Below are 14,184 nucleotides of genomic sequence, written 5' to 3' on the forward strand. Positions count from 1 at the left end.
AATGGAAGAAATCGAAAAATTTAACACCAGTCTTGAAATACTGCTAAAAACCGTCGTTCACAACAAAGCCAGTGACTTGCACATTGTATCAAGAAGCGAACCGCAAATCAGAATAGACGGCACATTAAGACCTCTAGAGCTCGGAGTTTTGAGCGGACACGACATACAAGATATCTGCTATGCGCTCATAACCGACGTACAAAAAAGCGAACTGGAGGAAAACAGAGAGCTTGACTTTGCCATAGAGCTTCCCGGCGTCGGACGCTTCAGAGGCAACTACTACTACACGATGAACGGCGATTTGGCTGCCGCATTTCGTATCATTCCGACCGAGATCCCTTCGCTAGATGATCTTAAAGCGCCTAATATCTTTAAAGAAGTCGTAAAGCGCGAAAAAGGAATGATACTAGTTACCGGCCCGACGGGTAGCGGTAAATCCACTACGCTTGCGGCTATGCTAAACGAGATAAATTTGACCGAAAGAAAGCACATAATCACGATCGAAGATCCTGTGGAGTTCGTGCATACGAATAAAAAATCTCTTTTTTCTCACAGAAATATCGGTACAGATACGCAGTCTTACGCTAGAGCACTTAAATTTGCCCTCCGTGAAGACCCAGATATCATCCTGGTGGGCGAGATGAGAGATAGGGAGACGATATCGACCGCGATCACGGCTGCGGAGACGGGACACCTCGTATTTGCGACCTTGCACACAAACTCAGCCATCCAGACCATCAACCGTATCATAGATAGCTTTGAGGGCGGCGAGCAGCTTCAAGTGCGAAATATGCTTTCCGTTTCGCTAACTGCGGTTATCTCTCAAGCTTTGCTTCCAAAAATCGGCAGCGGACGGCTCGCGGTTCATGAAATTTTGATAAACAACGCCGCTATCGCAAACCTTATCCGCGAAAATAAGGTGCATCAAATTTACTCTCAAATGCAGCTAAATCAGCAAATGACCGGCATGACTACTCAAACGCAAGCCCTTATGAAGGCTATCAGAGCAAATCAGATAACTAAAGAGATGGCGATGAGATACTCTACGAGCCAGCAAGAGCTGGGCGGATTGTTGGGTATGTAATGGATTTTGTTACATTATTTGACGTAGTCGTCGTTTCGCTTGTTTTGATACTGGGCATAAAAGGCGTAATAAGCGGACTAATAAAGGAAATTTTCGGCCTTATCGGCCTTATCGGCGGTATCGTCGTAGCTAGTAGATTCGGCGCTAGGGTCGGCACTCTAATAAGCGATAATATCTATAAGATAGAGGGCGATTCCGTTCTGTTTTTTGCCGGATTTTTAGCGACGCTTATCGTGTTTTGGGTACTTTGCCTAGGTATCGGCGCCTTTTTATCAAAGCTAGTCGGACTAAGCGGACTTGGATTTTTAGATAAACTGGGCGGATTTATCATCGGAAGCGCCAAAATTTTCCTAGTTTTTGCGGTTTTGATAGTGACCATTTCAAACATTCAAGTCTTAAATAACAAAATAGAACCTTATTTTAGAGGAAGTAAGCTGTATCCGATCTTGCTGGATACGGGCAAATGGATAATGAACGTGGATGTAAAAGGCATAGCAAGCGGGGTAGGAAATATCGAGACGCCGTTTGATGCCTCTATGCAGGAGCAAAGGCCAAATTTAGAGATAAATTCGACGATTAAGGAGTACAAATGATGATTGAGAATTTAGAATACGACGCGCTTCTTGAGAAATTTAAAAAAATTTTGAGAGATAACGGGCTAAAATACACGCAACAGCGAGAAGTTCTACTAAAGACGCTCTATAACAACGACGAGCATTTCACTCCGGAGAGACTTTATTTTTTCATTAAAGAGACCTATCCTGACTTAAACGTCGGTATCGCGACCGTTTATAGGACGCTAAATTTGCTTGAAGAAGCCGAGATGGTAACCTCTATCAGCTTTGGCTCGCAAGGTAAAAAATTCGAGCTCGCAACCAAGCCTCACCACGATCACATGATATGCCGCAGATGCGGAACTATCATCGAATTTGAAGACGCAACCATAGAAAAAAGACAAGCAAATATCGCAAAAGAACACGGCTTTAAGCTAACCGGACACATGATGCAGCTTTACGGAGTGTGCAAAGAGTGCAATGCCAAAGAGGCAAAGGGCGGCAAGTGATATTTGAAAATCAACTGGAGATCCAGAGGCTAGAGACCGCAAACGAGTTAAGAGATGCCGGTATAAATCCATATCCGCACTTTTTGCGCCGCGATATGGATATAACTAAATTTAGGCTCAAATTTAAACATATAATAGACACTGAAGAAAAGAGTGCCGAAGGCCAGCTAGTAAGCCTAGCCGGACGGATTAAGCTCATCAGGGATGCGGGCAAGGCGATATTTGCCAACATCGAGGATGAGGACGGCAATCTCCAAATTTACTTTAGCAACAAGACGCTTGATCCCGATTGGTTTAAGGTCGTAAAGAAAAATATCGAAGTAGGCGACATCATATATGTGCGTGGATATGCCTTCGTCACGCGAACGGGTGAATTTTCGATGCACGTTAGCGAGCTAACTTTAGCGTCTAAGGCCATTTCGCCGCTTCCGGAGAAATTCCACGGACTAACGGACATCGAGACTAGATACCGCCAGAGATACCTTGATATGATAATGAATCCGGAGGTTAGGGCTGATTTTAAGCGCCGCTCGGTTATCGTTAGCACGATTCGTAGATTTTTCGAGGACAAGGGCTTTTTAGAGGTTGAGACTCCTATGATGCATCCGATCCCGGGCGGAGCTAACGCTAAGCCTTTTGTAACATTTCACAACGCGCTTGGCGTGGAGAGATTTTTGCGCATCGCGCCCGAGCTTTATCTAAAGCGTCTCATCGTGGGCGGCTTTGATGCGGTTTACGAGATGAATAGAAATTTCCGCAACGAGGGTATGGACCTAACGCATAATCCCGAATTTACAAGTATCGAGTTTTACTGGGCGTGGCATACTTATCACGATTTGATGGGGCTAACCGAGGAGCTATTTAACGTGCTTCTCGATAAACTCGATATGCCTAAAATCATCGAATTTGACGGTATGCAGATCGATTTTAGCAAGCCGTTTAAACGAATAAGCTACAAAAAAGCGCTCGTAGAAATCGGCGGACTAGACGAAGCAATCATTGGCGATAAGGATAAAATTTTAGCTAAGCTCAAAGCGGACGGCTTTGAGGCAAATGCCAAGCTTGATTTAGGGCATTTGCAGGCCGAGCTTTTCGATAATTACGTAGAGAGCAAACTAACCGATCCGACGTTTATCATCGACTATCCGATTTCTATTAGTCCGCTTTCTCGCAGAAGCGACGCAAATCCAGATATAGCGGAGAGATTTGAGCTATTTATCGCAGGGCGCGAGCTGGCTAACGGTTTTAACGAGCTAAACGACCCGATCGATCAATACGGTCGTTTCGCTTCGCAGATCGAAGCCAAAAACGCCGGCGACGACGAAGCTCACGAGATGGACGAGGACTATGTGAGGGCTCTTGGCTACGCGATGCCGCCGACGGCCGGGCAGGGCATCGGCATAGATAGGCTCGTGATGCTACTAACTAATAAAAAATCCATCCGCGACGTGGTGCTTTTCCCTGCGATGAGACCTCAAAAAAACGAAACCAAGGAGAATTAATGAGTTTGCAAAGTTACGATAAAGAAATTTTTGATTTAGTAAATTTAGAACTAAAACGCCAATGCGACCACCTCGAGATGATCGCGAGCGAAAATTTTACCTACCCTGAAGTAATGGAAGTAATGGGCTCGGTTCTAACTAATAAATACGCAGAAGGCTATCCCGGCAAACGCTACTACGGCGGCTGCGAATACGTCGATCAGATCGAGCAGCTAGCGATCGATCGCTGCAAAGAGCTTTTTGGTTGCGAATTTGCAAACGTACAGCCAAACTCGGGCTCGCAGGCAAACCAGGGCGTTTACGGCGCGCTTTTAAATCCTGGCGATAAAATTTTAGGCATGGATCTAAGCCACGGCGGACACCTAACTCACGGCGCAAAGGTAAGCAGCTCGGGTAAAATTTACCAGAGCTTTTTCTACGGCGTGGAGCTTGACGGACGCATAAACTACGACAAAGTGATGGAAATCGCGCAAATCGTAAAACCTAAGATGATCGTGTGCGGCGCAAGCGCATATACGCGCGAGATAGAATTTAAGAAATTCCGCGAGATCGCCGATGCAGTAGGCGCTATACTCTTTGCAGACGTAGCTCACATCGCCGGTCTGGTCGTAGCCGGAGAGCATCAAAATCCTTTCCCGCACTGCGACGTGGTGAGCTCGACTACGCACAAGACGCTTCGCGGACCTCGCGGCGGTATCATCATGACAAATAACGAAGAGTACGCCAAAAAGATAAATTCATCCATCTTCCCTGGCATTCAGGGCGGACCGCTAGTTCACGTCATCGCGGCAAAGGCGGTAGGCTTTAAGCATAACCTTTCGCTTGAATGGAAAATTTACGCTAAGCAAGTTAAGGCAAACATTAAAAAACTAGCCGAAGTTTTAGTAAAACGCGGCTTTGATTTAGTTAGCGGCGGTACCGATAACCATCTAGTTTTAATGAGCTTTTTAAACCGCGATTTTAGCGGTAAAGACGCTGACATCGCGCTAGGAAATGCGGGCATAACCGTAAATAAAAATACCGTTCCTGGAGAAACTAGAAGTCCGTTTATCACGAGCGGTATCCGAATCGGAAGTCCAGCGCTTACGGCCCGCGGTATGAAAGAGGCGGAATTTGAGATCATCGCAAATAAAATCGCCGACGTGCTAAGTGATATCAATAATGCCGAGCTTCAAAGCACGGTAAAAGCCGAGCTAAAAGAGCTTGCGAGCAAATTTATCATCTACGACAGGGCGACTTATTAATGCAGAGCATAGACACCGCGCTAATCAAAATGAACACGAGCCACTACTGGATCAAACGCGATAATATCGTAAGCAAGATCGAGTATAAAGGACGGACTTTTTTTAATAAATTTGAGCTCATAAACGAGCCTCTAAGCTATCAGGTGATAAAAGATCACGACGAGGGCAAGATCACCGTCGCGCACTCGCTGATACTGCCGGGCGACAAGGTCGAAAATATCGTCTTTGACTACAACGGCAGGATGCCTGAGCGCTTTTGGCACCGAGCTCAGCTTTTGCTTCGCGAGGAGGGGTTTATAAATTTTACCGCCTACGAGAGCAAGACGCCGGGACACTTGCACCTTTACGTGCACAAGGGGCACACGACCCTAAACGAGGGCTATCAGATTGCAAATAAGCTATCTATGCTGCTTAGTTCGCGTTTGGTTAAAGAGTGGAGAGTGTTTCCGACGATGGAAATGCCGAAAGAATTTAACATCTTGACGTTGCCGTATAGGGTCTATCAAAAAGAGCGCGGCGCAAGCTGGTCAAAACATATGTAAGGAGTAAAAATGGAGTATAACGAGCTAAGAGACATTATGCTTGATAACAATGAGGACAAAAAGAGCAAAAACGTCAAGAGGATCCTCATCCTCGTTGCCGTTTTCGTCATTATCTTTTTAGCTGTTCTCATCGTGATGAAATTTTTAAATTCGCCGGAGACTAACGATCAAGTCGCGCAAACCGACTCTAGACTGGTTTTACCGCCTGAGCCAGATAATACGCGAAGTATCCCGCAGCAAGTGAGCGTGCCTGCCACTCCGCCTAGCGAGCCTGCGCCTCAGGTAGCGCAAACTAACGTCCCTCCAGTCGCTCCGCCTCCTCCGTCCGAGCCTCAAGCGCAGCAGCCAAATCCTACTTTTGAGCAGGTGCCTATCGTGCCTGAAAACAAAGGTCAAGATAGCTTTGAGGATATGGTAAAAGCGCTCAAGGAAAAAGAGGATAAAAGACAGCAAGATACAGGTGCGGCAGCTCCTGCGCCGACCGAGCCTTCTACTATACAGGGTGCTTTAAAGCAAAATGACGCGCCAAACGCTCAACCAAGCGAGCCAAAAGCCGAGCCTAAGCAGCACGTAAACGTAGTAAAGCAAAAAGAGCCTAAACAAGAAAAAGCCGCAAAACAGCCTAAAAACGATGCGGCTAAAGAAAAGCCGGCTAAACAAAAGCCGGCCAAACAAGCTCCTACAGCTAACGGCGGCGAGGCTCACAGTGGTAGCTACATACAAGTTTTTGCGGTCAAGCACTTTAATGAAAAAGCGCCAGAGCTTGGTAAGCTAAAAGCCGCAGGATACGCGTATAAGCTATATAGGACGAACGTAAACGGCAACGAGATTATCAAAGTGCTAGTCGGTCCTTATAGCGGTGAGCAGCTAAAAAGCGAGCTTGCTAAAATCAAGCAAAGCGCGGCTCCAAACGCCTTTATCGTAAATATAAAATGATGATTTTTGCCGTTTTCGGCAACCCTATATCCCACTCCGTTTCGCCGAGGCTACACAACCTAGCTCTCGGCGAGCTGGGTCTATCTCGCGAAGCCCTATATACTCGCTACGAGCTAGAAGACGGCTCGCGACTCATCTCTAAATTTAAAGAACTAAAACTAAGCGGCGCAAACGTAACCGTACCTCACAAAGAAGCTGCGCTCGCACAATGCGACATCGCAGACGAAACTGCTACTAAAATCGGCTCCGTAAACACTCTGGTATCTCGCGGCGATAAAATTTACGGATACAATACCGACGCGCCTGGATTTTTACTAGCGATAGAAGATTTCGGACAGATAAACTCAGCTCTCGTTTTAGGCGCGGGCGGGACGGCTAGAGCGGTCGCCTATGCGCTAAAAAGCCGCGACGTGCGAGTTTGCGTGCTAAATAGAAGCGAGGAGAGGCTGGCAAATTTTGCCGAATTTGAAAAATTTAGCTGGACGAATTTTGGCGAATTTAGAGGCTGCAAATTTGATCTCGTCGTAAATACGACCTCGGCTGGGCTAAAAGATGAAAATTTGCCCGCGCCGATCGAGATTTTACGCCCGATTTTAGATGAAGCTAAATTTGCATTCGACGTGATTTACGGCAAAAAAACGCCATTTTTAAATTTAGCCGCCGCTAGCGGACTCGCGCATAAAGACGGCTCAGAGATGCTGCTTTTTCAAGCGGTAAAGGCATTAAATTTATTTTTCGAGGGTTCGCTTGACGAGACTAAAATCGAAGCCTCGATGCGAAAAGCCCTTTATTTATCGGCTTCTTCTAGATAATAATCTATCTGAGCTTTTCTTAAAATTCTGATCAAATCAGAGCTGCCCGCCACTCCCGTCGGATATCCGGCCGTCATGATATAGCTTTTGTCGTCTTTTATGTAGCCTTTTTGGACTGCGGCTTTGATCGATTTAGCCATTAGCGTATGCAGTCTTTCTTCCTTTTCTATCACGAACGCCGCCGTGATGCCCCAGCAAAGAGTCAGCCTATATGCGGCCTGTTCGTTGTGCGTTATGGCGATGATATCTATATCCGTGCGGTATCTAGCTAGTTTCGCCGCCGAGCCGCCCGATGAGGTTAGCGCGATGATACCGTCTACTTTTAGCGCCGAGGCGAGCCTAGCTGTACTAGATGCCATCATATCCGTATCGTCGTAGTGACCAAAATCAAATTTATTAAAAGGATAAATTTGCTGCGTTTGGATTATGGTGTTGCTCATCGCTTCCACGACGGCGACCGGGTTTATGCCGACCGCGCTTTCTTCGCTTAGCATGACTACGTCGGTGCCGTCTAGTACGGCGTTTGCCACGTCGCTGATCTCGGCTCTAGTTGCCGTTTCGTGCTCGGCCATGCTTAGCATCATCTGCGTAGCGGTGATGACCGGCTTAACGGCTTCGTTTGCTTTTTTGATGATAAGCTTTTGGATCGTCGGCACCTTGTAGTACGGCACCTCGATACCTAGATCTCCGCGAGCGACCATCACGCCGTCGCTAACCTCGATGATTTCGTCGATATTTTCTACGGCGTCAAATTTTTCTATTTTGGCGTAAATTTGAGCTTTAGAGCCAAAGCTTTTTAGGATTTCTCTAGCTTTTCTTATATCGTTTGCATTTTGCACGAAAGAGATCGCGACGAAATGCACACCGTTTTTGGCGCCGAATTCCAAATCTTTTAAATCCTTAGGTGTGATAACTTCGATATTAAGCTTGGTATTTGGGAAATTTACGCCCTTGTTCGAGCGGAGTATCCCGTCGTTTTCCACTACGGCTTCTACTTTTTGAGCGCTTGCGTTTACGATCTTAGCGCGAATCTGTCCGTCACATAGATATATGTACTCGCCCATTTTTAACGCGGCTAAAATTTGAGGCTGATTTATGCAAAGCTTATAGCGATTTTCGTCTATTTGCTCGCCGAGTATTTCTTCTTTTACGAAGATTAGCGTATCGCCGATTTTTAGTTTAAATTCGCTTCTGTCTAGTTTGCCGACTCTTATTTTAGGGCCGCAGATATCCTGAAATATACCTATTTTGCGCCCGAGCTTCGCCTCTACTTGCCTGATTTTATCGATATTTGATTTGTGATATTCGTGCGTGCCGTGGCTGAAATTTAGCCTAAAAGCATTGACTCCGGCCAAAACTAATTGCTCCATAACCTCTATGGACTCGCTGGCCGGTCCGACCGTGGCTAGGATTTTTGTTTTTTTATTCATGGATGCCCCTTTTTTGCGCAATTTTACCAAATTTTTAAAAAAAATAAGTATAATCGGCCAATTTATTTCAAGGAGCAAAAATGAAAAAGTTTTTAGCGGTTTTGGCTGCTTTTGGCTTAGCGCTAAGCGCGAATGCAGCGGACAAAACCTATAAGCTAAAGCTAGCTAGCACCTGGGAGAGTACGACTCCGGTTTTGGGCGACGCGGCGAAAGAATTTAAGCGCGTAGTCGAGACGCTAAGCGATGGCAGGCTAGAGGTGAGGATAGACTATCCGTCTAAGCATAAGGCGCCGTTTGGTATCCTAGATTTTGTTAAAGGTGGTCAGTACGATATCGGCTATACTGCATCCTACTACTACAAGGGCAAGGATGCAAACACTATGTTTTTTACAGCCGTGCCTTTTGGTATGACTGCAGGCGAACTACGCGCATGGTATGAGTTTGGCGGCGGCAAGCAGCTAGAAGAAAAAGTTTACGATAAATACAACATCAAAGTCTTTAACGCTGGCGACACAGGCACGCAAATGGGCGGTTGGTTTAAAAAAGAGATCAAAAGCGTAGAGGATCTAAAAGGCCTAAAAATCAGGATCCCTGGCTTTGGCGGCGAGGTTATGGCGCGCGTGGGAGCGACGATAAACACGATCCCGACCGGCGAGCTATATATGGCGCTTGAGATGGGCACGATCGACTCGGTCGAGTGGGTGAGCCCTGCGTTTGATATGGGCTTAGGCTTTCACAAGATCGCCAAATACTACTACACGGGCTGGCAAGAGCCGAGCGGCCAAACTCAGTTTTTCGTAAACAAAAAGACCTACGAGAAGCTGCCTGCCGACCTTCAGGCTGTGATCGAGGCTGCGGCTAATCAAGTAGCTAGCATGCTAAATACGCGCTCGTTCTTTGATAACGCCGAATACTGGGCAAAGATGAAAGCGGAGTATCCGGACATCGAGGTTCGCTCGTTCCCGCAGGACGTCATGGATGCGCTTAGAAAAGCAAGCGACGAAATCCTAGACGAAGAGGCGGCGAAGGATCCGCTATTTAAGGAGATTTTGGACTCTCAAAGAGCGTTTTTGGCTAAAGCTCGCGAGTGGACAAAGATTTCCGAGTTCTCATATATCCAAAAAACTACGAAATAACTTCTCGTCGCTCGTTTCGGGCGGCTTAAATTTACGGCCTTCGGGTCGTAAATTTCTCTTTTTATTCTTTGATGTGTATGTCAAATTTGATTTTCGCATTACGTGCTAAATTTGAGTCGCTGTAAATTTGATCAGTTTTGGCGGCGGGTTAAATTTGAAGCGGTTTATTCGTATGAAATGTGATGGAAATTGGTTCGCCCAATCTTAAATTTAGACTTGAGCTAATTTAAAAAGGTACCGTTAAATCGATAAAAAGCTTCGTGTGCCCGACTTAAATTTACAGCTCAGTTCTGCTATCAAGCGCTTTCATAAGCGAGAGAAGGTCGATGTTTTCGAGATTTACGCCTGTGGGTACACCCTGGGCTATCTTGCTAAATTTGACGCCCAAACCACTTAGCTTATCCTCTATAAACACCATCACGGCATCGCTGCTAAGCCCCGGCGTGAGCGCGAAAATGATCTCGGTTACACCGTTTTGCTCTATGATTGTACGCAGTTTTTCGGTTTGTTCCGGCGTTATCTCTTCTAGCACAAAGTAGCGCCCGCGATAGATCGCGCTTTGCTCGAAAACTAGGATATCCTTTGGGCTTTCGACGACGGCTAGCAGCTCTTTATCTCGCGTTTCGTCGCTGCAAATATCGCAAATCTCATCCTCGCTAAGCCCGCCGCAAATTTGACATTTGCCCGTAAATCTTACGGCGTCCTCGATGCTTTGAGCGAGCTTTAGCCCTCCGAAGCTATCCTTTAGGCATACGTGATAGGCGTAGCGCTGGGCGGACTTTTTGCCGACGCCGGGCAGCTGCTCAAAGGCCGCTACGAGCTCGTTAAATTTCTCAAGCCCTTTTTTCAACGCTTTCCTTTGGATTGGTGCAAATTTTAAATGAGTGATAGCCGTCTTCATATGAGTATTTTAGGCTAAATTTGTGCATGCGGCAGATGTGGTCGATGATGTAAAGTCCTAGCCCCATGCCGCTGCTTTTGGTGCCCTTTTCGCGGATGAAGGCTTGCATGTAGTACTCGATAGGATTTTGTAGCAGTTGGCCTAGATTTCTCACGACGATACCGTCTGCGTCGCAGATAACCTGTGCTTTTTTGTCGTCGGCGTACTTTAGGGCGTTATCTATGAGATTTTTTATCGCGAGCGAAAAGAGCCCAAAATCCACGCGTAGCAAGATATCTCGGCGGATATCTACGCTCACTTTTTCTTCAAATTTATCGAGCATCAGCATGTCGCGCGCTTGGTCAAGGATGTTTGAAAAGTACGACTCCTGATAGTTTAGCGCGTAGTTTTTGGATAGTAGCTGCTCGATCTTGCCAAACTCGTTTATGAGCATATCTAGCCGCTCAAATATCGCTATCAAGCGGGTTTTGTGCGTAGGATTTTGCACCATCTCGGAGACTATGCGGCCTTTACCGATCGGCGTTTTTAGCTCGTGCATGATCGTGCGTAAAAACAGCTGCCTAGAGCGCAAAAGCTCCCTGATCTTGCTAGCTGCGGCGTCAAATTCTATCGCGACCTTGGCGATCTCGTCGTCGGAGTCGGGTTTGGCGATATTTACGTCCATGTTTCCGGCGCCAAATTTCCTGATATCAGAGCTTAGTTTTTTAAGCGGCATCAGCGACTTCATCACCGAAACGTAAAGCGACACCAAAAGCGCCGTCGTGAGGATAAAACCAACCCAAATCGGATCGTTTATATTTTTCGTATCGTCGCTTTCTAGTAAAATTTGAAACGAAGGATTTTTGATCTGCAAGTACAAACTATCCTGAAAAAGCAGCGACTGAAATAGTCCCAGCTGCGTTTGCTTGGCAAAGACCGTCTTGCCGGTGCTTATGACGTTTGCGACGGTTTTGTCGCTCTTGACGTAAGTTAGTCCGAAATTTCTAAAATAATTAGTCAAATCGCTAGGCGGATTTGACTTTTCGTATGAGGCGATGAGGTAGTTTATCGCGTTTAGCTGCTTATTTTTTATCTTTTCTAGCGCGTTATCCAGCTGCATGCTCGCAAACGTGTAGAACAAGATACAAACAAGAGAAAACGCTAGCGCGAAAACTACCGATATCTTCGTGGTTAAGGAGTATCTCATCCTATGAGTTTATAGCCTATTCCGCGTACCGAAAATATATGTTTAGGCGCTTTTGAGCTGTCGCCGATTTTGGTTCTTAGTCTGCCGATGATGACGTCTAGGCTCTTTGAGTCCTTGTCTTTTAAGCTTTTGCAGTTATAAACTAGCTGCTCTCGAGAAACCGAAAAGCTGTGCTGTTTGATAAGATAGCTCAAAATCTCATACTCGGCCGGCGTTAGCGTTAGGCTTTCGTTGTTGTAGTAGATTTCGTGTCTGCGCTCGTCTATCCTAAATAGCGTATCTACGACCTCTTCTTGTACTTCGTTGGTCTTTTTGTAGCGGCGGATTAGGCTCATGATGCGCGCGTACATTTCCTTTGGATCGTACGGTTTTGGCAGATAGTCGTCCGCGCCTAGCTGCAACCCTACGACCTTATCGCTGATATCGCTGCGAGCAGAAGAGATGATGATAGGGATGTTGTATTTGCTACGGATCTCTTTACACACCTCTAGGCCGTCCATGCCTGGTAGTGTAAGGTCTAGGATAAGCAGGTCGAAATTTTTTACTCCGGCGCTTAGTCCCAAATAAGGATCTTCGAAATTTGTTACTTTTATATTAAAATCGCTCAAGTACTCGGATAGGATTTGCGCGAATTCCGGATCGTCTTCAATCATTAAAACATTAATCATTTTAAGCCTTTCAAATAGATTTAACGAAAATGATTATAACCAAAAAATGTTAAATTTTTTTTCCGAATTTACTATCCTCGTTTAAAATTCTCCCCCGCTTTGAATTTTTATAAATAATAAGATAAAATCGCCCTTTAAATTTAAAAATTTTAGGAGATTTTGTGGAAATAGACTACTACGAAATTTTAGAAATCAGCAAAAATAGCGACTCTGAAACCATAAAAAAAGCATTTAGAAAACTAGCGCTAAAGTACCATCCCGACCGCAATCAAGGCGACAAAGAGGCGGAAGAAAATTTTAAAAAGGTAAACGAAGCATATCAGGTGCTAGGCGATGAAGAAAAGCGCGCGATATACGATAGATACGGCAAGGCTGGGCTTGAGGGCAGAGGCGGCTTTAGCTCAAGCGGATTTAGCGCGGATTTTGATTTGGGCGATATCTTTAACTCGTTTTTTGGCGGCGGATTTAGCTCTGGCGCAAGCAGCCGCAAAAGAAGCAGCGACAAGTATCCGCTCGATCTAGAGATAGCTCTTAGGATCAAATTTAACGAAGCGGTGTTCGGCACCGAAAAAGAGATAGAATTTACGATCAAAAAACCGTGCCAAACCTGCAAAGGCAGCGGCTCGAAAGACGGTAAAACGCACGTATGTCCGCACTGCGAGGGCAGAGGTCGGATATCGCAGCAAAGGGGCTTTATGAGCTTCGTGCAGGAGTGTCCGTACTGTAACGGCACGGGCGAAACGGTCAAGGATAGATGCTCTGATTGCGGCGGCAGCGGCTACAAAGAAGAACGCCAAAGCGTCAAGGTAAATATCCCCGAGGGCATCGACGACGGTATGCGCATGCGCGTGAGCGAAAAGGGCAATGTATCATCAACCGGCGCCAGAGGCGATCTATACGTGCATATCGAGGTTGAAGCCGACGAGCATTTCGTGCGTCACGAAAGCGACGTTTATATCGAGATTCCGGTATTTTTCACGCAGGCAATTTTGGGCGAGACGATCACGATCCCAACGCTAAAAGGTACGACCGAGCTAAAACTGCCAGTCGGCGCAAAAGACAAGCAGCAGTTCGTATTTGACGGCCTTGGCGTAAAAAATGTAAACAGCAAAAGATACGGCAGGCTCGTAGCTCAAATCTCCATAAAAACGCCAAAAGAGCTAACGGGCGAGCAAATCTCGCTGCTAAATCAGCTACAAGAAAGCTTTGGCATCAAGGCCGGCAAGGCGAGCTACGACGAAGAAGAAGACGAAGGAATCTTGGACAAGATAAAAGGGTGGTTTAAAGGCGAAGAGTCTGGCGACAAAGGCAAGAAAAAAGGCAAAAAGGCTTAAAATTTGACTTTGTGGAGGGTAAATTTAGCCGAATTTGCCTGTAAATTTTAGCTTAAGGGTCCGCTAAATTTGGGCTCGGGGCTTGCTTGAATTTTATAAATTTTGAGGTTTTCAGATTTTTCGGCGACTTTTTGCTCGGTTTTATAAATTTGCAAATTTTGGAGCACTATTTTTGTCTTTGCTTGTGCAGTTTCATCAAATTTGCCTTCAAAACGCCGAGTGACATAGGTTTACTCACCCATTGCATAAAAATTTGACGGGTTAAATTTGTCTTTTAAATTTTATAAAATCGTAGCGGCCAAGCGGACAAATTTAGCCGAATTCCGCTTAAATTTTAGCGATTTTT

General features: G+C 45.9%; 14 protein-coding genes. 10 read left to right on the forward strand and 4 right to left on the reverse strand.

What is annotated here, in order from left to right:
• Position 1: 1 nt before the first annotated feature.
• Genes H7R39_RS00860 through H7R39_RS00895 form a run of 8 tightly spaced genes read left to right on the forward strand, consistent with a single transcriptional unit; the run spans position 2 to position 7,183 of the window.
• Positions 2–1,084 (forward strand): type IV pilus twitching motility protein PilT, encoded by a 1,083-nt coding sequence (locus H7R39_RS00860; RefSeq protein ID WP_122862615.1) that lies wholly within the window; start codon positions 2–4, stop codon positions 1,082–1,084.
• Positions 1,084–1,677, forward strand: a complete 594-nt coding sequence (locus H7R39_RS00865) for a CvpA family protein (RefSeq protein ID WP_185897556.1) — start codon at positions 1,084–1,086, stop codon at positions 1,675–1,677. Before H7R39_RS00860 ends, H7R39_RS00865 begins: the two co-directional genes overlap by 1 nt.
• Positions 1,674–2,147, forward strand: a complete 474-nt coding sequence (locus H7R39_RS00870) for a Fur family transcriptional regulator (protein ID WP_171992834.1) — start codon at positions 1,674–1,676, stop codon at positions 2,145–2,147. The genes H7R39_RS00865 and H7R39_RS00870 overlap by 4 nt, the downstream gene beginning before the upstream one ends.
• The gene (lysS, locus tag H7R39_RS00875; protein WP_323874596.1) at positions 2,147–3,649 is read left to right on the forward strand and encodes a lysine--tRNA ligase; all 1,503 of its coding nucleotides are present in this window, start codon (positions 2,147–2,149) and stop codon (positions 3,647–3,649) included. The genes H7R39_RS00870 and lysS overlap by 1 nt, the downstream gene beginning before the upstream one ends.
• On the forward strand, positions 3,649–4,893 hold the full coding sequence (locus tag H7R39_RS00880) for a serine hydroxymethyltransferase (RefSeq protein WP_185897558.1): 1,245 nt from the start codon (positions 3,649–3,651) through the stop codon (positions 4,891–4,893). The genes lysS and H7R39_RS00880 overlap by 1 nt, the downstream gene beginning before the upstream one ends.
• A complete protein-coding gene (locus tag H7R39_RS00885; protein WP_185897559.1) occupies positions 4,893–5,435 on the forward strand; it encodes a DUF1882 domain-containing protein in 543 nt (180 codons plus the stop codon). Before H7R39_RS00880 ends, H7R39_RS00885 begins: the two co-directional genes overlap by 1 nt.
• Before the next feature lie 9 nt (positions 5,436–5,444).
• Positions 5,445–6,371 carry an SPOR domain-containing protein gene (locus tag H7R39_RS00890; RefSeq protein WP_185897560.1) on the forward strand — a complete coding sequence of 309 codons (927 nt, stop codon included), beginning with the start codon at positions 5,445–5,447 and terminating at the stop codon, positions 6,369–6,371.
• Complete coding sequence (locus tag H7R39_RS00895) at positions 6,368–7,183, forward strand: shikimate dehydrogenase (RefSeq protein WP_185897561.1); 816 nt, start codon at positions 6,368–6,370, stop codon at positions 7,181–7,183. Before H7R39_RS00890 ends, H7R39_RS00895 begins: the two co-directional genes overlap by 4 nt.
• Here the strand turns inward: H7R39_RS00895 and pyk are convergent.
• Entirely contained in the window at positions 7,159–8,613 is a 1,455-nt protein-coding gene (pyk, locus tag H7R39_RS00900) for a pyruvate kinase (RefSeq protein WP_185897562.1), read from the reverse strand. The genes H7R39_RS00895 and pyk overlap by 25 nt on opposite strands.
• Before the next feature lie 80 nt (positions 8,614–8,693).
• Between pyk and H7R39_RS00905 the strand changes: the two genes are divergently transcribed.
• The gene (locus H7R39_RS00905; protein ID WP_185897563.1) at positions 8,694–9,749 is read left to right on the forward strand and encodes a TRAP transporter substrate-binding protein; all 1,056 of its coding nucleotides are present in this window, start codon (positions 8,694–8,696) and stop codon (positions 9,747–9,749) included.
• A gap of 277 nt (positions 9,750–10,026) precedes the next feature.
• Here H7R39_RS00905 and recR read toward each other — a convergent pair whose 3' ends face one another.
• From recR to H7R39_RS00920, 3 genes are read right to left on the reverse strand one after another with little or no spacing between them, the layout of a single operon-like run.
• Positions 10,027–10,599, reverse strand: coding sequence for a recombination mediator RecR (gene recR / locus H7R39_RS00910; protein WP_185897564.1), 573 nt, complete (start codon positions 10,597–10,599; stop codon positions 10,027–10,029).
• Positions 10,583–11,836 carry an ArsS family sensor histidine kinase gene (locus H7R39_RS00915; protein ID WP_185897565.1) on the reverse strand — a complete coding sequence of 418 codons (1,254 nt, stop codon included), beginning with the start codon at positions 11,834–11,836 and terminating at the stop codon, positions 10,583–10,585. Before H7R39_RS00915 ends, recR begins: the two co-directional genes overlap by 17 nt.
• Positions 11,833–12,504, reverse strand: a complete 672-nt coding sequence (locus H7R39_RS00920) for a response regulator transcription factor (RefSeq protein ID WP_002948262.1) — start codon at positions 12,502–12,504, stop codon at positions 11,833–11,835. Before H7R39_RS00920 ends, H7R39_RS00915 begins: the two co-directional genes overlap by 4 nt.
• 161 nt (positions 12,505–12,665) lie before the next feature.
• Here H7R39_RS00920 and dnaJ point away from each other — a divergent pair, with 161 nt between their 5' ends.
• A complete protein-coding gene (gene dnaJ, locus H7R39_RS00925; protein ID WP_185897566.1) occupies positions 12,666–13,838 on the forward strand; it encodes a molecular chaperone DnaJ in 1,173 nt (390 codons plus the stop codon).
• Positions 13,839–14,184: the final 346 nt, after the last annotated feature.

This window comes from Campylobacter massiliensis, from assembly GCF_014253065.1.
GTDB classification, from domain to species: Bacteria; Campylobacterota; Campylobacteria; order Campylobacterales; family Campylobacteraceae; genus Campylobacter_A; species Campylobacter_A massiliensis.

Excerpts from the sequence above, each read along its gene's own strand:
- H7R39_RS00920 (WP_002948262.1), bottom strand. The coding sequence starts at position 12,504 with ATGATTAATGTTTTAATGATTGAAGACGATCCGGAATTCGCGCAAATC.
- H7R39_RS00895 (WP_185897561.1), top strand. The coding sequence starts at position 6,368 with ATGATGATTTTTGCCGTTTTCGGCAACCCTATATCCCACTCCGTTTCG.
- H7R39_RS00860 (WP_122862615.1), top strand. The coding sequence starts at position 2 with ATGGAAGAAATCGAAAAATTTAACACCAGTCTTGAAATACTGCTAAAA.
- pyk (WP_185897562.1), bottom strand. The coding sequence starts at position 8,613 with ATGAATAAAAAAACAAAAATCCTAGCCACGGTCGGACCGGCCAGCGAG.
- H7R39_RS00890 (WP_185897560.1), top strand. The coding sequence starts at position 5,445 with ATGGAGTATAACGAGCTAAGAGACATTATGCTTGATAACAATGAGGAC.
- H7R39_RS00880 (WP_185897558.1), top strand. The coding sequence starts at position 3,649 with ATGAGTTTGCAAAGTTACGATAAAGAAATTTTTGATTTAGTAAATTTA.
- H7R39_RS00885 (WP_185897559.1), top strand. The coding sequence starts at position 4,893 with ATGCAGAGCATAGACACCGCGCTAATCAAAATGAACACGAGCCACTAC.
- H7R39_RS00865 (WP_185897556.1), top strand. The coding sequence starts at position 1,084 with ATGGATTTTGTTACATTATTTGACGTAGTCGTCGTTTCGCTTGTTTTG.
- H7R39_RS00905 (WP_185897563.1), top strand. The coding sequence starts at position 8,694 with ATGAAAAAGTTTTTAGCGGTTTTGGCTGCTTTTGGCTTAGCGCTAAGC.
- H7R39_RS00870 (WP_171992834.1), top strand. The coding sequence starts at position 1,674 with ATGATGATTGAGAATTTAGAATACGACGCGCTTCTTGAGAAATTTAAA.
- H7R39_RS00915 (WP_185897565.1), bottom strand. The coding sequence starts at position 11,836 with ATGAGATACTCCTTAACCACGAAGATATCGGTAGTTTTCGCGCTAGCG.